Source organism: Pseudomonas sp. YL2, assembly GCF_023063025.1.
GTDB classification, from domain to species: Bacteria; Pseudomonadota; Gammaproteobacteria; order Pseudomonadales; family Pseudomonadaceae; genus Aquipseudomonas; species Aquipseudomonas putida_A.
Window position 1 is genome coordinate 19,768 of the sequence record NZ_JAJSLU010000011.1, and the last position, 21,922, is coordinate 41,689.

Sequence of the window (21,922 nt, forward strand, 5' to 3'; positions counted from 1 at the left end):
GCGTTGGTGGCTGCCGTTGGACTGATGTTGATGGCAGTAACCGTCAACGCTGTGGCCGAGACAAAGGTCAACAGCGTGCGCCTGTGGCGGGCGCCGGACAACACGCGACTGGTCTTCGACCTGAGCGGTCCGGTGCAGCACAGCGTCTTCACCCTGACCGCACCGGATCGGCTGGTGATCGACATCAATGGCGCCACCCTGGGGGCGCCGTTAAAGGTCTCGACTGCTAACACGCCGATCACCGCGATGCGCTCGGCCCAGCGCACGCCGACCGATCTGCGAGTGGTCATCGACCTGAAAAAAGCCGTCACCCCGAAAAGTTTCTCGCTGGCGCCGAACGCGCAATATGGCAACCGTCTGGTGGTCGACCTGTTCGACAACCCGGCCGATGCCGCGCCGCCGCCTGCGCCAACGCCATCGGTCGCCACCGTGCCGGCAGTGCCTGTGACACCGTCTGAACCGGCGATCAAGTTGCCACCGGCCCCGGCCGGCAAGCGCGACATCATTGTGGTGATCGACGCCGGTCACGGCGGCGAAGACCCGGGTGCGTCCGGCTCGCGCGGCCAGCGTGAGAAAGACGTGGTGCTGCAGATCGCCCGCGAGCTGCAGCGTCAGGTCAACGGCATGAAAGGTTTCCGCGCCGAGCTGACCCGTACCGGTGACTACTTCATCCCGTTGCGCGGCCGTACCGAAATTGCCCGCAAGAAGGGCGCTGACCTGTTCGTTTCGATCCACGCCGACGCTGCGCCGTCTGCGGCAGCCTTCGGTGCCTCGGTGTTTGCCCTGTCTGATCGCGGCGCGACATCGGAAACCGCCCGTTGGCTGGCCGACAGCGAAAACCGTTCCGACCTGATCGGTGGTGCCGGCAACGTCAGCCTCGACGACAAGGACCGCATGCTCGCCGGCGTACTGCTTGACCTGTCGATGACCGCTTCGCTGACCTCCAGCCTCAACGTCGGCCAGAAAGTCCTGACCAACATCGGCCGCGTGACCCCGCTGCACAAACAGCGCGTGGAGCAGGCCGGATTCATGGTGCTGAAGTCGCCGGACATCCCGTCGATCCTCGTCGAAACCGGATTTATCTCCAACGCCAACGAGGCGAACAAGCTCTCGGCATCGAGCCACCAGCAGGCGCTGGCGCGTTCGATCAGCAGCGGCGTGCGCCAGTTCTTCCAGCAGAATCCGCCACCGGGCACCTATATTGCCTGGCTGCGTGATTCCGGCAAGATCGCCCAAGGCCCGCGCGATCACCGCGTGAGCCCGGGCGAGACGCTGGCGATGATCGCCGTGCGTTATCAGGTGTCCCCCGCGACGCTGCGCAGTGCCAACAACCTCAGTAGCGATGAGCTGAAGATCGGCCAGCACCTGACCATTCCCGGCACCGAACTGGCGTCCAAAGAATGAATCAGGTGTTGAACGCCGCACGCATCGAACTGCTCAGCCCGCGGCTGGCGAACCAGATCGCCGCCGGCGAGGTGGTCGAGCGCCCGGCTTCGGTGATCAAGGAGTTGCTGGAAAACAGTCTCGACTCCGGTGCCAAGCGCATCGATGTCGATGTCGAGCAGGGTGGCGTCAAGCTGCTGCGGGTGCGTGACGATGGCAGCGGCATTTCCGCCGATGACCTGCCGCTGGCCCTGGCCCGTCACGCCACCAGCAAGATTCGCAATCTTGAAGACCTGGAGCAGGTGATGAGCCTGGGCTTCCGTGGTGAGGCGCTGGCGTCGATCAGCTCCGTGGCGCGCCTGACCCTGACCTCGCGCACACGCGATGCTGATCAGGCCTGGCAGGTTGAAACCGAAGGTCGCGACATGGCGCCTCGGGTGCAGCCGGCGGCGCATCCGGTCGGTACCTCGGTGGAAGTGCGCGATCTGTTCTTCAATACCCCGGCGCGGCGCAAGTTTCTCAAGACCGAAAAAACCGAATTCGATCACCTGCAAGAAGTGATCAAGCGACTGGCGCTGGCGCGTTTCGACGTGGCCTTCCATCTGCGCCACAACGGCAAGACCATCCTCAGCCTGCACGAGGCCCACGATGATGCAGCCCGCGCTCGGCGTGTGGCGGCGATCTGTGGTTCGGGCTTCCTCGAACAGGCGCTGCCGATCGAGATCGAGCGCAATGGCCTGCACTTGTGGGGCTGGGTCGGGTTGCCAACCTTCAACCGCAGCCAGGCGGACTTGCAGTATTTCTTCGTAAACGGCCGTGCGGTACGCGACAAACTGGTGGCCCACGCGGTGCGTCAGGCTTATCGCGATGTGCTGTTCAACGGTCGTCATCCGACCTTCGCGCTGTTTTTCGAAGTCGATCCGGCGGCGGTGGACGTCAACGTGCACCCGACCAAGCACGAAGTGCGCTTCCGTGACGGACGCATGGTGCATGACTTCCTTTACGGCACATTGCACCGCGCGTTGGGCGATGTGCGTCCGGAAGATCAGTTGGCCGGCTCTGTCACCACCGCTGTGGTCCGTCCAAGCGGCATCGAGGCCGGCGAGTTCGGCCCGCAGGGCGAAATGCGTCTGGCGGCCAACGCGCTGCTGGAACAGCCGCAGGCGCAACCGGCGTTCAATACTTCGTCGGGCGCCAGCGCTGGCGGCGCTTATCAATATCAGTACACGCCGCGTCCGCAGTCGGCTGTGCCGGCCGCCGAGGCACAAGCTGCTTACCGCGAGTTCTTCGCACCGCTGCCGGAAGCGAATGCCAACGCGCTGCCAGCCGGCCAGGAAGACATTCCGCCGCTCGGTTACGCGCTGGCGCAACTCAAGGGCATCTACATTCTCTCCGAGAATGCTCAGGGTTTGGTGCTGGTGGACATGCATGCCGCGCACGAGCGGATCATGTACGAACGCCTGAAAATCGCCATGGCCAGCGAAGGCCTCAGCGGCCAGCCGCTGCTGGTGCCGGAGTCGCTGGCGGTCAGTCAGCGTGAAGCCGATTGCGCTGAAGAACACGCTGCATGGTTCCAGAAACTGGGCTTCGAGCTGCAGCGTCTGGGCCCAGAAACATTGGCAATCCGCCAGATTCCGGCGCTGCTCAAGCAGGCCGAGGCCAATCGTCTGGTGGGTGACGTGCTGTCGGACCTGATGGAATACGGCACCAGCGACCGGATTCAGGCGCACCTGAACGAACTGCTCGGCACCATGGCCTGCCACGGCGCGATCCGTGCCAACCGGCGCCTGGCCCTGCCGGAAATGAACGGCCTGCTGCGCGACATGGAAAACACCGAACGCAGCGGTCAATGCAACCATGGCCGACCGACCTGGACCCAACTGGGCCTGGACGATCTGGACAAACTGTTCCTGCGCGGTCGTTGATGAGCCAGCTTCCTCCAGCGATTTTCCTGATGGGCCCGACCGCTGCGGGCAAGACCGACCTGGCCATCGAGCTGACCAAGGTGCTGCCGTGCGAGCTGATCAGCGTCGACTCGGCGCTGGTCTATCGCGGCATGGACATCGGCACCGCCAAGCCATCGAAAGAACTACTGGCCGAGTTTCCGCACCGGCTGATCGACATTCTCGATCCGGCCGAGGCCTATTCGGCTGCGGATTTCCGCCGCGATGCCCTGCAAGCCATGGCTGAAATCACCGCACGCGGGAAAATTCCGCTGCTGGTTGGCGGCACCATGCTCTATTACAAGGCGTTGGTTGATGGCCTGGCGGACATGCCGGCGGCGGATCCCGAGGTCCGTGCGCAGATCGAAGAAGAGGCTGCACGCCTTGGCTGGCAAGCCCTGCACGATCAGCTGGCGAGCATCGATCCGGTGTCGGCGGCACGCATTCATCCGAACGATCCGCAGCGCCTGAGTCGGGCGCTGGAGGTTTATCGGGTCAGCGGTCAGAGCATGACTGCCCTGCGTCAGCAACAATCTGCGCAAAGTACTGAAGCAGCCGCTTCGGGACGGCAACAATTGCCCTATACTGTCGCGAACTTGGCCATTGCTCCGGCAAATCGCCAGGTACTGCATGAGCGCATTAAACAAAGATTCACAAATATGCTGGAACAGGGGTTCATCGACGAGGTCGTAGCCCTGCGTAAAAGAAGTGACCTGCATTCCGGGTTGCCGTCTATACGTGCGGTAGGCTACCGCCAAGTCTGGGACTACCTGGATGGCAAGCTGTCGTTAGCTGAAATGCAGGAACGCGGCATCATTGCCACGCGTCAATTGGCCAAGCGCCAGTTCACCTGGCTGCGCAGCTGGGAAGAACTGCACTGGCTGGACAGTCTTGATTGCGACAATCTGCCACGCGCCTTGAAATACCTTGGGACCATCTCCATATTGAGCTGAGTCCTTGCAATTGCCGTCTATCCTTGGGGGTGTGGCGGCCAAAGCCATCTGAATTACCTATTTTTATTATTGAATCCTTAAAGGAGTGCGGCACATGTCAAAAGGGCATTCGCTACAAGACCCTTACTTGAATACTTTACGTAAAGAGAAAGTTGGGGTTTCCATCTACCTGGTCAACGGTATCAAACTGCAAGGCACGATCGAGTCATTCGACCAGTTCGTTATCCTGCTGAAAAACACCGTCAGCCAGATGGTTTACAAACACGCTATCTCGACAGTCGTGCCAGTACGTCCAATTCGTCTGCCTAGCGCAACCGAATCCGATGCAGGTGACGCTGAGCCAGGTAACGCCTGATAGGAGTCTCCTTTGTTCTTTGAGCGCCACGGTGGTGGTGAGCGAGTCATCCTCGTTCACTTGGAAGGTCAGGACCCTGAGGCGCGCGAAGATCCGCAGGAGTTTCAGGAATTGGCTAATTCGGCGGGCGCCGAGACCGTTGCGTTTTTTAACGTACCGCGTCATCGGCCAACCGCCAAATTCCTGATTGGCAGCGGCAAGGTCGAGGAATTACGCGACCTGGTCCATGCCGAAAAGGCCGATCTGGTGATTTTCAATCACATTCTCACGCCCAGTCAGGAACGTAACCTCGAACGTGTTTTCGAGTGTCGCGTGATCGACCGTACCGGCCTGATTCTCGATATCTTCGCCCAGCGCGCCCGTACCCATGAAGGCAAGCTCCAGGTAGAACTGGCCCAGCTTGATCACATGAGCACCCGCCTGGTTCGCGGCTGGACTCACCTTGAGCGTCAGGGTGGCGGTATCGGCATGCGTGGCCCGGGTGAAACCCAGCTCGAAACCGACCGGCGTCTGCTGCGGGTTCGTCTGCGTCAGATCAAGGGTCGTCTGGAAAAAGTGCGCAGCCAGCGCGAGCAATCGCGACGCGGCCGCTCCCGTGCGGATATCCCTACCGTGTCTCTGGTGGGCTATACCAACGCCGGCAAATCCACGCTGTTCAATAATGTGACCAAGTCCGAGGTGTACGCGGCCGACCAATTGTTCGCCACGCTGGACCCGACCCTGCGCCGTCTGGAACTGGACGACCTGGGGCCGATCGTTCTGGCGGACACGGTAGGTTTCATTCGGCACTTGCCGCACAAGCTGGTCGAGGCATTTCGGTCTACGCTCGAAGAGTCGAGCAATTCCGACCTGCTGTTGCACGTGATCGATGCGGCCGAACCGGATCGCATGTTGCAGATCGAGCAGGTGATGGTGGTACTGGGCGAGATCGGAGCCCAGGACTTGCCGATCCTCGAGGTATACAACAAACTCGATTTGCTTGAAGGCGTTGAGCCACAGATCCAGCGCGATGCCGATGGCAAACCGCAGCGGGTCTGGCTGTCGGCGCGCGATGGCACGGGGCTGGAATTGCTTGAGCAAGCCATTGCCGAGTTGCTGGGCAGTGATTTGTTTGTGGGGACATTGCGCTTGCCGCAACGGTTCGCTCGACTGCGTGCGCAGTTCTTCGAACTTGGTGCGGTACAGAAAGAAGAGCATGACGAAGAAGGCATCTGCCTGCTGGCCGTTCGTTTGCCCCGTGTCGAGTTGAATCGACTGGTAAGCCGCGAAGGATTGCAGCCGATGGAATTCATCGAGCAACACACTTTGCAATAAAAGCCTGGCAAAGCGGTTGTGCCGCAACGGCAGGCATTCTGTAGCATTGGTCGGCGCGCCGTGGGTGCGTCTTTGCTTTATCAGATGGAGAGCGCTATGGCTTGGAATGAGCCGGGTGGCAACTCGAATAATCAGGATCCTTGGGGTGGCAAGCGCCGCAATAACGGCGACCGCAAGGGGCCACCGGATCTCGACGAGGCCTTCCGAAAGCTGCAGGAAAGCCTGAACGGGTTGTTCGGTGGTGGTAAGAAACGCGGTGGTGATGACGGCGGTGGTTCGGGCAGGAGTGGTGGCGGCTTCGGCGGTCTGCTCGGCATCGGCCTCGTGGTGCTGGCGGCTGTCTGGCTGTACAGCGCGGTCTATGTGGTCGACGAGCAGGAGCAAGCCGTGGTGCTGCGCTTCGGCAAGTACTACGAGACTGTCGGCCCCGGCCTGAACATCTACTTCCCGCCGATCGACAAGAAGTACATGGAGAACGTCACGCGTGAGCGTGCCTACACCAAGCAGGGCCAGATGCTGACCGAAGACGAGAACATCGTCGAAGTGCCGCTGACCGTGCAGTACAAGATCAGCAATCTGCAGGACTTCGTGCTGAACGTCGATCAGCCGGAAATCAGTCTGCAGCATGCGACCGACAGCGCCCTGCGCCACGTGGTGGGTTCGACCGCCATGGATCAGGTGCTGACCGAAGGTCGTGAATTGATGGCCAGCGAAATCAAGGAGCGTCTGCAACGTTTCCTCGATACCTATCGCACCGGTATCACCGTCACCCAGGTCAACGTACAGAGCGCAGCGGCACCGCGTGAAGTGCAGGAAGCCTTCGACGACGTGATCCGCGCCCGTGAAGACGAGCAGCGTTCGCGCAACCAGGCGGAAACCTACGCCAACGGCGTCGTGCCGGAAGCCCGTGGTCAGGCCCAGCGTATCCTCGAGGATGCCAACGGTTACCGCGACGAAACGGTTTCGCGCGCCAAGGGTGAGGCGGATCGCTTTACCAAACTGGTCGCCGAGTATCGCAAGGCCCCTGAAGTCACCCGCCAGCGTCTGTACCTGGACACCATGCAGGAAGTCTTCAGCAATACCAGCAAGGTACTCGTGACCGGCAACAAGAACGGCCAGAGCAACCTGCTTTACCTGCCGTTGGACAAAATGATCCAGAACAGTTCGGGCAGCAATGCACCGGTTACCGGTTCGGCTGCCGCCAGCAACAACACGGACGTCGCGCCGCATGTCACTGACCTGCCGCAGACACGTACAAGGGAGACCCGCTGATGAGCAATAAATCGCTGATCGCCCTGATCGTTGGCGTTGTCGTGGTGCTGGTGGGCTGGAACTGCTTCTATATCGTGGCTCAGACCGAGCGCGCGGTGCTGCTGCAATTCGGTCGTGTGGTTCAGGCCGATGTCCAGCCGGGCCTGCATGTGAAAGTGCCTTACGTTAACCAGGTGCGTAAATTCGACGCACGTCTGATGACGCTGGATGCACCGACACAGCGCTTCCTGACCCTGGAAAAGAAAGCCGTGATGGTTGATGCCTACGCCAAGTGGCGGGTGAAAGATGCCGAGCGCTTCTACACCGCGACTTCCGGCCTCAAGCAGATCGCCGATGAGCGTCTGTCCCGTCGTCTGGAATCCGGTCTGCGTGACCAGTTCGGCAAGCGCACTCTGCACGAAGTGGTGTCGGGTGAGCGTGATGCGCTGATGGCTGACATCACCGCGTCGCTGAACAAGATGGCGGAAAAAGAGCTGGGTATCGAAGTCGTCGATGTCCGGGTCAAGGCCATCGATCTGCCGAAGGAAGTGAACCGCAGCGTGTTCGAACGTATGAGCACCGAGCGTGAGCGTGAAGCTCGCGAGCACCGCGCCAAGGGTAACGAGCTGGCCGAAGGCATCCGTGCCGACGCCGATCGTCAACGCCGCGTGCTGCTGGCTGAAGCCTATCGTGAGTCCGAAGAGATTCGCGGTGATGGCGATGCCCAGGCCGCTGCGATCTACTCCAAGGCCTACGGCCAGGATCAGGAGTTCTACGGTTTCTACCGTAGCCTGCGTGCCTACCGTGAAAGCTTCGCGAACAAATCCGACGTCATGGTTCTCGACCCAAGCAGCGACTTCTTCCGTTACCTGGAAAAGTCCAAGCCTTGATACGACGTTGACCTGAATCATTCCGCCCGGCGGCTAAAACCTCGGGCGGGGTGATCCTTTGGGAAAACGTGTGTATGATGCGGCAGCCGGGAAATTCCCGGCTTTTTTGCGTCTGCACATTTGATTGCTGTTTTTTGTTGCAGGCATCGGGTTGAATGGCCCGAGCGTTTTTCGAGGAAAGTGATGGGCGAAGCCGGTAACAGGCCTTTCGCCGCGTCGTTCATGCGCGTGCGTTTTGAACGGATCGGTCATTTTCTGCTTCACTCAAGGCTCGCCCGCAGGCTGGCCGCCCGGATCAAAGGGGAATGGCGTAATGGCAACGGTAGACCGCTGGCTGCTGCCAGATGGCATCGAAGAAGTACTGCCACCGGAAGCGGCGCGCATTGAAGTCGCGCGTCGTCAGGTGTTGGATCTGTTCCAGAGCTGGGGTTACGAGTTTGTCGTGACTCCCCATATCGAGTACCTGGAATCCCTGCTGACCGGTGCGGGCCAGGACCTGGATCTGCGTACCTTCAAGGTCATCGACCCGCAGTCGGGTCGGCAGATGGGGTTCCGTGCCGACATCACGCCGCAAGTGGCGCGCATCGATGCGCACACCCTGCGTCGCGAAGGTCCGAGCCGTCTGTGCTACGCCGGCAGCGTGCTGCATGCCCAGCCGCGTGCACTGTCGTCCTCGCGCAGCCCGATTCAGCTGGGTGCCGAGCTGTACGGCGATGCCAGCCCGAGCAGCGACGTTGAAGTGATCAGCCTGATGCTCGCCATGCTGCAACTGGCCGATGTGCCGGATGTACACATGGACCTTGGCCATGTCGGCATCTACCGTGGTCTGGCGCGCGCCGCCGGTCTGTCCGGTGAAGTCGAGCAGCAGTTGTTCGATGCGTTGCAACGCAAGGCCATCGACGAGGTCATTACCTTGACCGAAGGCCTGCCGGCCGATCTGTCCGGCATGCTGCGGGCGCTGGTCGATCTGTGTGGCGGACGTGAAGTACTGAGTGCGGCCCGTGAGCGTCTGGCCAATGCACCGGCGCCGGTTCTGGCGGCGCTGGAAGATTTGCTGGAGATCGCCGATCGTCTGGCGACGCGTTTCCCGGAGTTGCCGCTGTACTTCGACCTGGGCGAGCTGCGCGGCTACCACTACCACACCGGTGTGGTGTTCGCGGTGTTTGTCCCGGGCGTGGGCCAGTCCATCGCTCAGGGCGGTCGTTACGACGACATCGGCGCCGACTTCGGTCGTGCCCGTCCGGCGACCGGCTTCTCTACCGATTTGAAAACCCTGGTGACCCTGGGGCGTGCTGAGATCGAGCTACCGTCTGGCGGTATCTGGATGCCTGACAGTACGGATGCGGCACTCTGGCAGCAGGTTTGCCAGTTGCGCAGTGAGGGTCAGCGTGTCGTTCAGGCATTGCCTGGACAACCTTTGGCCGCCGCCCGTGATGCGGACTGCGACCGGCAATTGATTCAGCAGAACGGGCTTTGGCAAGTATCGCCACTGGCTTCTTGAGTTTTCCTGCCGGCCATCGCCGGCACCAAGTTTGCGCGAATGAGGACAAGTGTTATGGGTAAGAATGTCGTAGTCCTGGGCACCCAATGGGGTGATGAGGGCAAAGGCAAGATCGTTGATCTGCTGACCGAACATGCTGCCGCCGTAGTGCGCTACCAAGGTGGCCACAACGCTGGCCACACCCTGGTGATCGACGGCGAGAAAACCGTCTTGCACCTGATCCCGTCGGGCGTGCTGCGCGAAGGCGTGCAGTGCCTGATCGGCAACGGCGTGGTGGTTGCACCTGACGCCCTGCTGCGTGAGATCACCAAGCTGGAAGAGAAAGGCGTACCGGTGCGCGAGCGCCTGCGTATCAGCCCGTCCTGCCCGCTGATCCTGTCCTTCCACGTGGCGCTGGACCAGGCCCGTGAAAAAGCCCGTGGCGAGCTGAAGATCGGTACCACCGGTCGCGGCATCGGCCCGGCTTACGAAGACAAGGTTGCCCGTCGTGGCCTGCGCGTGGGCGACCTGCTGAACATGCCGCGCTTCGAAGACAAGCTGCGTGAACTGGTGGATTACCACAACTTCATGCTGGTCGGTTACTACAAAGAGCCGGCCATCGAGTTCGAAAAGACCTTGGCCGAGTGCAAGGAATACGCCGAGCTGCTCAAGCCGCTGATGCTCGACGTGACTGCCGAGCTGCACGACCTGCGTCGCGCCGGCAAAGACATCATGTTCGAAGGCGCTCAGGGTTCGTTGCTCGACATCGACCACGGTACCTACCCGTACGTGACCAGTTCCAACACCACCGCCGGTGGCGTGGCGACCGGTTCGGGCGTTGGCCCGATGTTCCTCGACTACATCCTGGGCATCACCAAGGCTTACACCACTCGCGTCGGTTCGGGTCCATTCCCGACTGAGCTGTTCGACGACGTGGGTGCGCACCTGGCCAAGCAAGGTCACGAGTTCGGCGCTACCACCGGCCGTGCCCGTCGTTGCGGCTGGTTCGACGCCGTCATCCTGCGTCGCGCTATCGATGTGAACAGCATCTCGGGCATCTGCCTGACCAAGCTGGACGTACTCGATGGTCTGGAAACCATCAACATCTGCACCGGCTACAAGGACGCGCAAGGCAATGCCGTGGCGCCGACTGACGCTGACAGCTACGTGGGCCTGCAGCCTGTGTACGAAGAAGTGCCGGGCTGGACCGAATCGACCGTGGGTGCCAAAACCCTGGAAGAGCTGCCAGCTAACGCTCGTGCCTACATCAAACGCGTTGAAGAGTTGATCGGCGCGCCGATCGACATTATTTCGACGGGCCCGGATCGCAACGAAACCATCGTGCTGCGTCATCCGTTCGCTTGATAAGTCGTTGATGTAAAAAACAAAGGCCCCTTAATCGGGGCCTTTGTCGTTTATGCCTGTTGGACGGCATGACCTTTGCTGTAAATCTTCCTACAAGAGTGCCATCAAATTAATGGCGTCAGAAGTAGAGGGATTCACAGTGTCGGCCGTTCTCTCACTGTTACAAAGCCGTTTGTTGCGGCCCGTGTTCGTTACCCTTGGTATCGCCCTTTTGGTGCAAGTGCTGGTGGCAGTCGCCCTGACACGAAGCACGGTCACGGCGCTGGAAGCCGATCTCGGCACTCGTCTGGGCGCTGACAGCCAAAAGCTCTCCAGCGAGCTGGAGCAGGCCGGGCGTGAAGTCACCTCAAGCCTCGATAACCTTTCCTCCAGTACCCGGCAGCGTCTGACCGCCGGCCTGTCCGCGCGTCTGAAGGACGAGCAGGCGCAACTGCGTACGACACTGGAAAAAGATCTCAAGGACTCGGCCAATGACATGGCTCAGTTGCTCGCCTCGGTGGCGCCGCGCGCCATGTGGGACAGCGACGTGCCGACCCTGTCCGAATTTGCTCGTCGCGCCCAGCGCAATCCCAACGTGTTGTTCGTGGTTTACGACGATGCCACCGGTCAACACCTGACGCGTTACCTCAACCGCGAAAATCCGATCAACAAGGCTTTGCTGGAAAAAGGCCAGGGCGAGCGCGCGCTGGACAAGGTGCTGGACGCGGCGAAAAACGATCCGTCGGTCTACTACCTCGAGGCCTCGATCAATCCCAACGGCGTGGAAATCGGCAAGGTGCTGATGGGCGTATCGACGGCTTCGGTGGACACCGATCTGGCGGCGCTCGACCAGCGCTTCTCGGCGCTGATCGCCAGCAGCGATCAACTGGTCGGCGATAGCCTCAAGGGTGCCGCTGCCGATAGCGCGACGGCAATGCAGGCGCGCCTGCAGTCGGCGCAATCCACCGCGACCGAGATGAAAGCCAATACCAGCAGCACCGTGCAGGAAGCCGCCGCGACCTTGCGCTGGCGCATCGGCATGGGCCTGGCACTCGTCGGTTGCGGCGTGCTGCTGTTGCTGGCGGTGGTGCTGGGGCACCGGGTGGTCAATCGCTTGAAGATGCTCAATGCGGCGATGGACGATCTGGCGGCAGGCGAGGGCGATCTGACCAAGCGCGTGCAGATCCACAGCAAGGACGAGATCGGCGACATGGCCTCGGCGGTCAATCGCTTTGTGGATAAGTTGCAGCCGATCGTGCGCGAGGCGGGCGACGTGGCCCAGCGGACCGGAGTGGAAATCGGCGCCATGACCCTGCGCAATGCCGGTGCCGACGCAGCGGCCGGGATGCAGCGTGACGAAGTGGCGGAAAGCCTGCGCGCGCTGTCGCAAATGGCTGATGAGGCGCAGTCGGAAAGCCATGCCATGCAGGCGGCGTTGAAGCAGGTGGTGGATATTCGTCAGGCCACCGATGAAAACACTCGTACCTCGGCGAAAGTCGGCAGCCTGATCGAGGCGCTGGCAGGGCAGGTTGATACCGGGGCGAAAGTCATCGAGCGACTGGCGCAGCAGAGCGAACAGATTGAAGTGGTGCTGACGGTGATTCACGGCATAGCCGAGCAGACCAACCTGCTGGCCCTGAATGCGGCGATCGAAGCGGCGCGGGCCGGTGAGACGGGACGCGGTTTTGCCGTGGTCGCGGACGAGGTGCGCGCCTTGGCGAGCAAGACGCAAAGCTCGACCGGTGACATTCAGGCGCACATCGTCGCGTTGCAGCAGGGCGCGCGTGAAGCGGTAGAAGCGATCGGCCAGGCGGGGCGTCAGGCCAGCGAAGGTTTGCTGGTGTTACGCGACAGCGCACGGTTGCAGCAGTCAGTGCAGGCCTCGGTCGAGCAGGTGCATGCGGCGATCGGTCTGGCAACGCAGGCAGCGGCGCATCAGGCGCAGGGCGCGCAGGCAGTGCGTGGGCGGGTCGAAACGATTCATGCCCAGGCCGAGAAAGCGGCGCAGGCGGTGGTGGAAACCACGGCCAGTGGCAAGGTGCTGGATGGGCTGGCGGCGCAGTTGAAAGCCAGCCTGGGGCAGTTCAGGGCTTAAAGGTGTCCGGGCGGACCTCTTCGCGAGCAAGCCCGCTCCCACATTCGATCGCATTCCCAGGTGGGAGCTCGGTCAAACTGTGGGAGCGGGCTTGCTCGCGAAGGCGATTTCAGCGGCTCAGATACATCCGCGTCGTCAGCAGATACACCGGCAACCCCGACACCACAATCAACAACGCCGCATAAGGCGCTGCCGCCGCGAACTCGACATTTGCCGTATGCGCCCAGACCTCGGTCGCCAGCGTGTTCAGCCCGGTCGGACTGAGCAGCAGCGTCGCCGTCAATTCCTTCATCGCATCCAGAAACACCAGCGCAAACGCCGCACCCAGTGCCGGGAAGATGATCGGCAGGGTCACCCGGCAAAACGCGGTGAATGACGATGCCCCCAACGTGCGTGCCGCTTCCTCCAGCTGCGGCGCAGCCTTGTTCAGTGCCGTGCGAATCGGCGCCTGTGCCAATGGCAGGAACAGCAGCGCATAAGCGATCAGCAGCAACGCCGAGGTCTGGTACAGCGCCGGCACGTAGTGCAGGGCGAAATACACCAGCGTCAGCGCGATTACCAGGCCCGGCAAGGCGTGGAGCAGATACGGCAAGCGTTCGGCCCAGATCGCCAGTTGGCCCTTGTAACGCACCACCAGCAGCCCGACCGGCACCGCCAGCAGCAGGCACAGCGCCGCGCCACCCAGCGACAAGGCCAGCGACGACAGCAGGGCCTCAGTGATCGCCGCGACCGGGAAGGCTGCCGATGAGCCGACCGCCAGCCAGTACGCCAGCATGCCCAACGGAATCCCGCTGCCGACGATCGCCAGCAACAGGCAATACAACTGACCGGCAACCGCCCACGGCCCCAACCGCACTTGCTCGGCCTGACGCGCTGCACCCTGGCCGGTGCGCACATGGCGCCCTTTACCGCGCACCCGCAGCTCCAGCCACAGCAGCATCAGACACAGCGCGAGCAGCACCGCCGAAAGCATCGCTGCATTGGCGTTGCTGAATTCCAGTTCGAATTGCTGATAGATCGCGGTGGTGAAGGTTTGCAGGCCGATGATCGACAGCGCGCCGAACTCGACCAGCATGTGCAGGGCAATCAGCAGCGAACCGGCCAGCAGCGACGGCCAGAGCAGCGGCAGGGTGACGCGGAAGAACACGCCCCAGCGATTCTGTCCCAAGGTGCGGGCGGATTCTTCAAGGGACGGATCGAGGTTGCGCAGGGTCGCCGCGACCGGCAGAAAGATCAGCGGATACTTCGACAGGCTCATCACCAGAATCGCCCCGCCGAGGCCTTCGAACTGCGCGCTCAACGATACCCAGGTGAAGCTGCTGACAAACGCCGGCACCGCAAACGGCAGGCACAGAATCACCCCCCACAGGCGTCGTCCCGGCAGATTGCTGCGCTCCAGCAGCCACGCCAGTGACAAGCCGATCACGCCGCAAGTCAGCGTTACGCCGACCATCAACGCCAGGGTGTTGCGCAGCAGACCGAATACGTAAGGGCGCCACAACAGGTGCAGCGCTTCGGCCCAGCCGGCCTGCCAGGCTTTCAGGCCGACATAGGCCAGTGGCAACAGGCTCATGACCACCAGCAATAACACCGGCAGCACCAGCCAGATCGACGATCGTTTGCGCCGTGGCACGTAACCCCCGCGCGCGGCGGGGGCGGATAACGATGTGGCCATCAGTTCAGGCCAACTTCACGTTCCAGGTCCAAGGCTTCTTCGGCGTTGCCCAGATCGGCCGGGGTCACGTTTGGCGCTTGCAGTTCGCTGAACGGCTTGAGCCCGCGATCCGATTCCATACCTTTGTGCAGCGGGTATTCGGCGGTGGTCTGAGTGATCACGCGCTGGCCTTCCTCACTGGCCATGTAGGCAAGGAATTGCTGGGCTTCTTTTGGATGTTTGCTGGATTTCAGCACGGCAGCACTGGATACGGTGATCAGTCCGCCGACGTCGCCGCCGGTGAAGTAATGCAGTTTCGAGTCGAGTTTGCCTTTCTCACGCTGCAGGGCGAACCAGTAGTAGTTGTTCACCAGCACTGTGGCGACTTCGCCGTTTTCCACGGCTTTGAGGGCGACCATGTTGTTGCTGTAGGTTTTACCGAAAGCGCGCAGCCCGGTCAGCCATTCCTCAGCGGCGTCGCGACCGTGCATCTTGATGATCGCCACGGCTTGTTCCTGGAATGCGCCGCTGGTCGGGACGAATCCGACTTTGCCTTGCCACTTCGGATCGGAGAATTCCATCACCGACTTCGGCAGGTCTTTCTCATCGACCAGTTTCGGGTTGTAGGCAACCACGCGAACCCGCGCGGTGACACCGATCCAGGTGCCGTTGCCAGCGACGTATTGCTTGGGCAGCACGGCCAGCGTGGCGTCGTCAGTCTTGGCCAGCAGACCTTGTTCGCCGAGGTTGTTCAGTGGGGGAGATTCTTCGGTGTAGATCACGTCGGCGGGGGAGCGGTCGCCTTCTTCGATGACCTGGCTGGCGAGCTGGTTGCTGCTGCCCTTGCGTACGTTGACGTGAATGCCGGTCTTGGCCTCGAAAGCCTTGGCGATCGCATCGCCGACTTCCTTGTGTTGACCGTTGTAGAGCGTCAGGGAAACCGCATCGGCTGCCTGGGTGAGGGGAGTGGCGAGTGCCAGGCCGAGCAGGGTGAAGGTCAAGCCGCGGCGCAGGGTATTTCGAAACATCATTCGCAGGGTTCCTCACTGTCGCATTGCAAAAACTTGCAACAATGATAAACGATATTGTTTCTCAAGTGCGCCTTGCGAGGAGGGCGGAGGTTTGCTAGAGCATGATCTGGTGATCATTTGTGGCGAGGGAGCTTGCTCCCGCTCGGCTGCATAGCAGTCGTTAATCCTGAGAGAGGGCATGACTGATGTAAAAGCGAGGAATGCTGCGCATCCCAGCGGGAGCAAGCTCCCTCGCCACAGAGGCTTGCAGGTTTTCAAACGCCAGAAACGCAAAAACCCGCTTTCGCGGGTTTTCGGGAAACTCAACGTCGTAACCTTGAGTTTGAATTGGTGCCCAGAAGAAGACTCGAACTTCCACGACCGTAAGGTCACCAGCACCTGAAGCTGGCGTGTCTACCAATTTCACCATCTGGGCATTCATCGCGAGCGTTGCCGCTGTTGATGTGGCGCACTATACGGAGCGCTTTTTGATCTGTAAACCCCTGATTTAATTTTAATTAATCAGTTTTAACAAATCCGTTGCTTAGAATGCAAAAAACCCGCTTTCGCGGGTTTTGTGTGAGCCTTGAAACTGATCTAGTCTCAAGCTCGAAATTGGTGCCCAGGAGAAGACTCGAACTTCCACGACCGTAAGGTCACCAGCACCTGAAGCTGGCGTGTCTACCAATTTCACCACCTGGGCATCTCGTCAACGTGTGTACGTCGTCGATGGCGCGCACTATACGGAGCGCCTTTTTAACTGTAAACCCCTGTCAGCAAAAAAAATGAATTTTTTTACCAGCGGTGTTCAAAAGGGCTTTCAGGCGTCGATACAAGGCTCCAGAAGGGCCTTATATAGTCGGAAATTTCCCGTTTGATGGCGCCTATGCCAAACTAACCCGCATATAGACAAGGTGAAAACTCTCTAATGGCCGATTGGCAGTCCCTCGATCCCGAGGCCGCTCGTGAAGCGGAAAAATATGAAAACCCTATTCCCAGCCGCGAACTGATCCTGGCGCATCTCGCCGATCGGGGTTCGCCTGCTGCCCGCGAGCAACTGGTCGAAGAGTTTGGTCTGACCACAGAAGACCAGATCGAAGCCCTGCGCCGCCGCCTGCGCGCCATGGAGCGCGACGCTCAATTGATCTACACCCGCCGTGGCACCTATGCGCCGGTGGACAAGCTCGACCTGATCCTCGGCCGCATCAGCGGTCACCGTGACGGTTTCGGCTTCCTGGTGCCGGACGACGGCAGCGATGACCTGTTCATGAGCCCGGCGCAGATGCGTCTGGTGTTCGATGGCGACCGTGCGCTGGCCCGTGTTTCCGGTCTCGACCGTCGTGGCCGCCGTGAAGGCGTGATCGTCGAAGTGGTGTCCCGTGCCCACGAAACGATTGTTGGTCGCTACTTCGAAGAGGGCGGTATCGGTTTCGTTGTTGCCGACAATCCGAAGATCCAGCAGGAAGTGCTGGTTACGCCAGGTCGCAACGCCAACGCGCAGATCGGTCAGTTCGTCGAGGTGAAAATCACCCACTGGCCGACGCCGCGCTTCCAGCCGCAAGGCGATGTGGTCGAAGTGGTCGGCAACTACATGGCGCCGGGCATGGAAATCGATGTCGCGCTGCGTACCTACGACATTCCGCACGTCTGGCCTGAAGCGGTGCTCAAAGAAGCCGCCAAGCTCAAGCCGGAAGTCGAAGAGAAAGACAAAGAGAAGCGTGTCGACCTGCGCCATCTGCCGTTCGTCACCATCGACGGCGAAGATGCCCGCGACTTCGACGACGCGGTCTACTGCGAAGCCAAGCCGGGCAAGTTGCGCCTGTTCTCTGGCGGCTGGAAGTTGTACGTGGCGATTGCCGACGTTTCCAGCTACGTGAAGATCGGTTCGGCGCTGGACAACGAAGCCCAGGTACGCGGCAACTCGGTGTATTTCCCCGAGCGCGTGGTGCCGATGCTGCCTGAGCAGCTCTCCAACGGCCTGTGCTCGCTGAACCCGCACGTCGATCGTCTGGCCATGGTTTGCGAGATGACCATCTCCAAGTCCGGCGAAATGACCGACTACTGCTTCTATGAAGCGGTGATCCATTCCCACGCCCGTCTGACCTACAACAAGGTCAGCGCGATGCTGGAGACCCCGAAAGCCACCGAAGCGCGCAAGCTTCGCGGCGAATACACCGACGTGGTGCCGCACCTCAAGCAGCTCTATGCGCTGTACAAAGTGTTGCTGGCTGCCCGTCACGTGCGTGGCGCGATCGATTTCGAAACCCAAGAAACCCGGATCATCTTCGGTTCCGAGCGCAAGATTGCCGAAATCCGTCCGACCACCCGTAACGATGCGCACAAGCTGATCGAGGAATGCATGCTGGCGGCCAACGTGGCCACCGCCGAATTCCTCAAGAAGCACGAAATCCCAGCGCTGTATCGTGTCCACGACGGCCCGCCACCGGAGCGTCTGGAAAAACTGCGCGCGTTCCTCGGCGAGCTCGGCCTGTCCCTGCACAAAGGCAAGGACGGCCCGTCGCCAAAGGACTATCAGGCCCTGTTGGCAAGCATCAAGGATCGTCCGGATTTCCATCTGATCCAGACCGTGATGCTGCGCTCCCTGAGCCAGGCGGTGTACAGCGCCCAGAACGAAGGCCACTTCGGCCTGAATTACGAAGCCTATACCCACTTCACGTCGCCGATCCGTCGTTACCCGGACCTGCTCACGCACCGCGCCATCCGCAGCGTGATCCATTCGAAACAGGACACTCCGCACGTTCGTCGTGCCGGGGCGATGACCATTCCGAAGGCGCGCATCTATCCGTACGACGAAGCGGCGCTGGAGCAACTCGGCGAGCAGTGCTCGATGAGCGAGCGCCGTGCCGACGAAGCCACCCGCGACGTGGTGAACTGGCTCAAGTGCGAGTTCATGAAGGATCGCGTCGGTGAGTCGTTCCCGGGCGTGATCACTGCGGTGACCGGTTTTGGCCTGTTCGTCGAGCTGACCGACATCTACGTCGAAGGCCTGGTGCACGTCACCGCGCTGCCGGGCGATTACTACCACTTCGACCCTGTGCATCATCGCCTGGCGGGCGAGCGTACTGGTCGCAGCTTCCGTCTTGGCGATACCGTTGAAGTGCGCGTGATGCGCGTCGACCTCGACGAGCGCAAGATCGACTTCGAGATGGCCGAAAAAACCATCAGCGCGCCGATTGGTCGCAAGAAGCGCGGCAGCGAAAGCACTGCTCCGGCAGCGACCAAGGCTGTGGAAGACAAGGCTCCGGCGAAAACCGCCAGCCGTCGTCCAGCCAAAGAGAAAGCCGTCGAGGCTTATCGCCCGAGCGATGCTGTGGCGAAAAACGCCGAGCTGCGCAAAAGCCGTGAATTGAAGAAGGCCTTGCTGGCCGAAGCCAAAAGCGGTGGTAAAGCGGCGTCTGGGGGAAAGACCGGACGGTCGGCGCCTGATAAGGCCGCCGGCGGCAAGCCAGCCAAACCGAGCAAACACCGTAAAGGCCCGCCAAAAGCGGGTTCGGCTCCAGCCAAAAGTGGCGGGTCGCGTAAACCGAAGGCGAAGTCATGAGTCAGTTGGAAAAAATCTACGGCGTTCACGCGGTAGAAGCGTTGCTGCGTCACCACCCGAAACGCGTCAAGCAGATCTGGCTGGCCGAAAGCCGCAACGATCCGCGCGTGCAGACCCTGATCGAGCTGGCCAACGAAAATCGTGTGCAGATCGGTCAGGCCGAGCGCCGCGAAATGGACGCCTGGGTTGAAGGCGTACACCAGGGCGTGGTGGCGGACGTCAGTCCGAGCCAGGTCTGGGGCGAGGCGATGCTCGACGAGCTGCTCGACCGCACCGAAGGCGCACCGCTGTTGCTGGTGCTCGACGGCGTGACCGACCCGCACAACCTCGGCGCCTGCCTGCGTTCGGCGGATGCTGCCGGCGCGCTGGCGGTGATCGTGCCCAAGGACAAGTCGGCAACCCTGACGCCGGTGGTGCGTAAAGTGGCCTGCGGCGCGGCGGAAGTGATTCCGCTGGTGGCGGTGACCAACCTGGCGCGCACTCTGGAAAAGCTTCAGCAGCGCGGTCTGTGGGTGGTCGGCACGGCGGGTGAGGCCGAGGTCAGCATTTATGACCAGGACCTGACCGGCCCGACCATCCTGATCATGGGCGCCGAAGGCAAAGGCATGCGTCGCCTGACTCGCGAGCACTGCGACTATCTGGTGAACCTGCCGATGGCCGGCAGCGTCAGCAGTCTCAACGTGTCCGTGGCCACCGGTGTGTGCCTGTTCGAAGCACAGCGTCAACGCGGCGCCAAGGCCAAGGCTGCTGCCAAGAAAGCCTGACCTGTTGCAAATCCCCTGTAGGAGTGAGCCTGCTCGCGATAGCGGAGTTACATTCAGCATCAAAGTTGAATGTTGCGCCCTCATCGCGAGCAGGCTCACTCCTACATTGTTTTGTGGTGTGGCCTGTATCCGGTGATTGTTCAAATAATCACCAATTGCCTTGCACCTGCGCAGTCCCTTCTCTACAATTGCGCCCCTTGCTGTGACGGCAGGCACGCATGTGCCCCGCGCCAGCAAGTCCATAAGTGTCATTCACTCCTTGTCTGACCGTTTTTGAGCGGCAGGCTACAACCCGTAAGGAGCATTCATGCGTCATTACGAAATCATCTTTCTGGTCCACCCTGACCAGAGCGAGCAAGTCGGCGGCATGGTTGAGCGTTACACCAAGCTGATCGAAGAAGACGGCGGCAAAATCCACCGTCTGGAAGACTGGGGCCGTCGTCAACTGGCCTACGCAATCAACAATGTTCACAAGGCTCACTACGTGATGCTGAACGTTGAGTGCACTGGCAAGGCCCTGGCCGAGCTGGAAGACAACTTCCGCTACAACGATGCAGTGATCCGTAACCTGGTCATCCGTCGCGACGAAGCCGTTACCGGCCAGTCCGAGATGCTCAAGGCTGAAGAAAACCGCAGTGAGCGCCGTGAGCGTCGCGACCGTCCTGAGCACTCCGACGCTGATGGCGTTGAGGGTGATGACAGCGACAACAGCGATAACGCTGACGAGTAATCCACGGACCTTTTAAGGAGCCTATCAAATGGCACGTTTCTTCCGTCGTCGTAAATTCTGCCGCTTCACCGCTGAAGACGTGAAAGAGATCGATTACAAAGATCTCAACACTCTGAAAGCCTACGTATCCGAGACCGGCAAAATCGTTCCAAGCCGCATCACCGGTACCAAAGCTCGTTATCAGCGTCAGCTGGCCACCGCTATCAAGCGCGCCCGCTTCCTGGCCCTGCTGGCCTACACCGACAGCCACGGCCGCTGAGACCGGGCAGTCGACAAGTAGCAAAGGATTGAATGCATGCGTGCCTTAGCTGAGTTCATCATGCGAGGCCGTATGCAGGCCACTCTCGTGGTGGCCGGATGTGCAACATTGCCGTTGTTGTATTGGTTGGGTGCTGCCGCCGGGAGCCTGGTGCTTCTGCGGCGCGGACTGACGGACGCCATTGGCGTCCTGTCCCTGGGGCTGCTGCCGGCATTGATCTGGTGGCTGTATGCCGATGATCCACGGGCACTTCTGGTGCTGCTGGGGTCTTCGGGGCTTGCGTTGGTGTTGCGCGCAAGCGAATCCTGGGTTCGCACGCTGCTGGTCAGCGTAGTGATTGGAGTGGTGTTTTCAGTGGTGCTCGGGGCAGCGTTTGCGGCCCAGATCGAGATGCTCGCGCAGGCCTTGATAAAGGTCATGCCGGCGCTTCTTGGTGAAACCTACAAGCAATTGTCGGTCGATGAGCAAGCGCGCTTCGCGTCCCTGATTGCACCGGTCCTGACCGGACTGATTGCGGCGTTGTTGCAGATCGTCAGCGTGCTGAGCCTGATTGTCGGGCGGCATTGGCAGGCGTTGTTGTACAACCCGGGTGGTTTTGGTCGCGAGTTTCGCGCCATCCGGATCCCGCTGGGGCCGGCGATGTTGCTGCTGGCGTTGATGCTTCTGGGCCCGAATCTCGGTGCACAGATGGCCATGTTGACGCCGTTGTGCAGCGTACCGCTGGTGTTCGCCGGACTCGCCCTGATTCACGGGCTGGTCGGGCAGAAGCGACTGGCCGGTTTCTGGCTGGTGGGGTTGTACGTCACGCTGCTGTTGTTCATGCAGCTGCTCTATCCGTTGCTCGTGGTTCTGGCCATTGTCGACAGCCTGATTGATTTTCGCGGTCGTCACGTGTCGAAAGACACCGATAACGCGAACGGTGAAGGTTAAAAGTT

At 60.9% G+C, this 21,922-nt stretch carries 17 protein-coding genes and 2 tRNA genes; 15 read left to right on the top strand and 4 right to left on the bottom strand.

Annotated features, from left to right (window positions below; genetic code table 11):
• Positions 1-24: 24 nt before the first annotated feature.
• From LVD08_RS16595 to LVD08_RS16640, 10 genes are all read left to right on the top strand, one after another.
• A complete protein-coding gene (locus LVD08_RS16595; protein WP_371260346.1) occupies positions 25-1,404 on the top strand; it encodes an N-acetylmuramoyl-L-alanine amidase in 1,380 nt (459 codons plus the stop codon).
• Between the two features lie 5 nt (positions 1,405-1,409).
• Positions 1,410-3,308, top strand: a complete 1,899-nt coding sequence (gene mutL, locus LVD08_RS16600; RefSeq protein WP_183783879.1) for a DNA mismatch repair endonuclease MutL — start codon at positions 1,410-1,412, stop codon at positions 3,306-3,308.
• The gene (gene miaA / locus LVD08_RS16605) at positions 3,308-4,279 is read left to right on the top strand and encodes a tRNA (adenosine(37)-N6)-dimethylallyltransferase MiaA (RefSeq protein ID WP_096794765.1); all 972 of its coding nucleotides are present in this window, start codon (positions 3,308-3,310) and stop codon (positions 4,277-4,279) included. The genes mutL and miaA overlap by 1 nt, the downstream gene beginning before the upstream one ends.
• 94 nt (positions 4,280-4,373) lie before the next feature.
• Positions 4,374-4,634, top strand: a complete 261-nt coding sequence (gene hfq / locus LVD08_RS16610; protein WP_003221112.1) for an RNA chaperone Hfq — start codon at positions 4,374-4,376, stop codon at positions 4,632-4,634.
• Between the two features lie 12 nt (positions 4,635-4,646).
• Entirely contained in the window at positions 4,647-5,948 is a 1,302-nt protein-coding gene (gene hflX, locus LVD08_RS16615; RefSeq protein WP_003221114.1) for a ribosome rescue GTPase HflX, read from the top strand.
• Between the two features lie 96 nt (positions 5,949-6,044).
• Positions 6,045-7,220: an FtsH protease activity modulator HflK gene (gene hflK, locus LVD08_RS16620; protein ID WP_007967435.1), complete on the top strand. Its 1,176-nt coding sequence runs from the start codon at positions 6,045-6,047 to the stop codon at positions 7,218-7,220.
• The gene (hflC, locus tag LVD08_RS16625; RefSeq protein WP_027611416.1) at positions 7,220-8,089 is read left to right on the top strand and encodes a protease modulator HflC; all 870 of its coding nucleotides are present in this window, start codon (positions 7,220-7,222) and stop codon (positions 8,087-8,089) included. Before hflK ends, hflC begins: the two co-directional genes overlap by 1 nt.
• A 313-nt stretch (positions 8,090-8,402) precedes the next feature.
• Positions 8,403-9,590, top strand: coding sequence for an ATP phosphoribosyltransferase regulatory subunit (locus tag LVD08_RS16630; protein WP_047600701.1), 1,188 nt, complete (start codon positions 8,403-8,405; stop codon positions 9,588-9,590).
• Positions 9,591-9,644: 54 nt separating this feature from the next.
• Positions 9,645-10,934, top strand: a complete 1,290-nt coding sequence (locus tag LVD08_RS16635; protein ID WP_003221122.1) for an adenylosuccinate synthase — start codon at positions 9,645-9,647, stop codon at positions 10,932-10,934.
• Positions 10,935-11,073: 139 nt separating this feature from the next.
• Complete coding sequence (locus LVD08_RS16640) at positions 11,074-13,008, top strand: methyl-accepting chemotaxis protein (protein ID WP_247268687.1); 1,935 nt, start codon at positions 11,074-11,076, stop codon at positions 13,006-13,008.
• Between the two features lie 109 nt (positions 13,009-13,117).
• On the opposite strand, the gene LVD08_RS16645 is transcribed toward LVD08_RS16640, so the two are convergent.
• From LVD08_RS16645 to LVD08_RS16660, 4 genes are all read right to left on the bottom strand, one after another.
• Positions 13,118-14,683, bottom strand: coding sequence for an ABC transporter permease (locus tag LVD08_RS16645; protein ID WP_247268688.1), 1,566 nt, complete (start codon positions 14,681-14,683; stop codon positions 13,118-13,120).
• Positions 14,683-15,693, bottom strand: a complete 1,011-nt coding sequence (locus tag LVD08_RS16650; RefSeq protein ID WP_003221127.1) for an iron ABC transporter substrate-binding protein — start codon at positions 15,691-15,693, stop codon at positions 14,683-14,685. Before LVD08_RS16650 ends, LVD08_RS16645 begins: the two co-directional genes overlap by 1 nt.
• A 328-nt stretch (positions 15,694-16,021) precedes the next feature.
• Positions 16,022-16,108: transfer RNA gene (locus LVD08_RS16655), tRNA-Leu, on the bottom strand.
• Positions 16,109-16,288: 180 nt separating this feature from the next.
• A tRNA-Leu gene (locus LVD08_RS16660) sits at positions 16,289-16,375 on the bottom strand.
• A gap of 225 nt (positions 16,376-16,600) precedes the next feature.
• Between LVD08_RS16660 and rnr the strand changes: the two genes are divergently transcribed.
• From rnr to LVD08_RS16685, 5 genes are all read left to right on the top strand, one after another.
• Positions 16,601-19,234: a ribonuclease R gene (gene rnr, locus LVD08_RS16665; RefSeq protein WP_202369990.1), complete on the top strand. Its 2,634-nt coding sequence runs from the start codon at positions 16,601-16,603 to the stop codon at positions 19,232-19,234.
• Entirely contained in the window at positions 19,231-19,998 is a 768-nt protein-coding gene (gene rlmB, locus LVD08_RS16670; protein ID WP_007967448.1) for a 23S rRNA (guanosine(2251)-2'-O)-methyltransferase RlmB, read from the top strand. Before rnr ends, rlmB begins: the two co-directional genes overlap by 4 nt.
• Positions 19,999-20,305: 307 nt before the next feature.
• Positions 20,306-20,728: a 30S ribosomal protein S6 gene (gene rpsF, locus LVD08_RS16675; RefSeq protein WP_003221133.1), complete on the top strand. Its 423-nt coding sequence runs from the start codon at positions 20,306-20,308 to the stop codon at positions 20,726-20,728.
• Positions 20,729-20,756: 28 nt separating this feature from the next.
• Positions 20,757-20,987, top strand: coding sequence for a 30S ribosomal protein S18 (gene rpsR, locus LVD08_RS16680; protein WP_002551829.1), 231 nt, complete (start codon positions 20,757-20,759; stop codon positions 20,985-20,987).
• 36 nt (positions 20,988-21,023) lie between these two features.
• The gene (locus tag LVD08_RS16685) at positions 21,024-21,917 is read left to right on the top strand and encodes a hypothetical protein (RefSeq protein ID WP_247268689.1); all 894 of its coding nucleotides are present in this window, start codon (positions 21,024-21,026) and stop codon (positions 21,915-21,917) included.
• Positions 21,918-21,922: the final 5 nt, after the last annotated feature.

Coding starts and splice junctions, on each gene's coding strand:
- LVD08_RS16595 (WP_371260346.1), top strand. CDS start 25: ATGTTGATGGCAGTAACCGTCAACGCTGTGGCCGAGACAAAGGTCAAC.
- miaA (WP_096794765.1), top strand. CDS start 3,308: ATGAGCCAGCTTCCTCCAGCGATTTTCCTGATGGGCCCGACCGCTGCG.
- hfq (WP_003221112.1), top strand. CDS start 4,374: ATGTCAAAAGGGCATTCGCTACAAGACCCTTACTTGAATACTTTACGT.
- hflK (WP_007967435.1), top strand. CDS start 6,045: ATGGCTTGGAATGAGCCGGGTGGCAACTCGAATAATCAGGATCCTTGG.
- hflC (WP_027611416.1), top strand. CDS start 7,220: ATGAGCAATAAATCGCTGATCGCCCTGATCGTTGGCGTTGTCGTGGTG.
- LVD08_RS16630 (WP_047600701.1), top strand. CDS start 8,403: ATGGCAACGGTAGACCGCTGGCTGCTGCCAGATGGCATCGAAGAAGTA.
- LVD08_RS16635 (WP_003221122.1), top strand. CDS start 9,645: ATGGGTAAGAATGTCGTAGTCCTGGGCACCCAATGGGGTGATGAGGGC.
- LVD08_RS16645 (WP_247268688.1), bottom strand. CDS start 14,683: ATGGCCACATCGTTATCCGCCCCCGCCGCGCGCGGGGGTTACGTGCCA.
- LVD08_RS16650 (WP_003221127.1), bottom strand. CDS start 15,693: ATGATGTTTCGAAATACCCTGCGCCGCGGCTTGACCTTCACCCTGCTC.
- rnr (WP_202369990.1), top strand. CDS start 16,601: ATGGCCGATTGGCAGTCCCTCGATCCCGAGGCCGCTCGTGAAGCGGAA.
- rlmB (WP_007967448.1), top strand. CDS start 19,231: ATGAGTCAGTTGGAAAAAATCTACGGCGTTCACGCGGTAGAAGCGTTG.
- rpsF (WP_003221133.1), top strand. CDS start 20,306: ATGCGTCATTACGAAATCATCTTTCTGGTCCACCCTGACCAGAGCGAG.
- rpsR (WP_002551829.1), top strand. CDS start 20,757: ATGGCACGTTTCTTCCGTCGTCGTAAATTCTGCCGCTTCACCGCTGAA.
- LVD08_RS16685 (WP_247268689.1), top strand. CDS start 21,024: ATGCGTGCCTTAGCTGAGTTCATCATGCGAGGCCGTATGCAGGCCACT.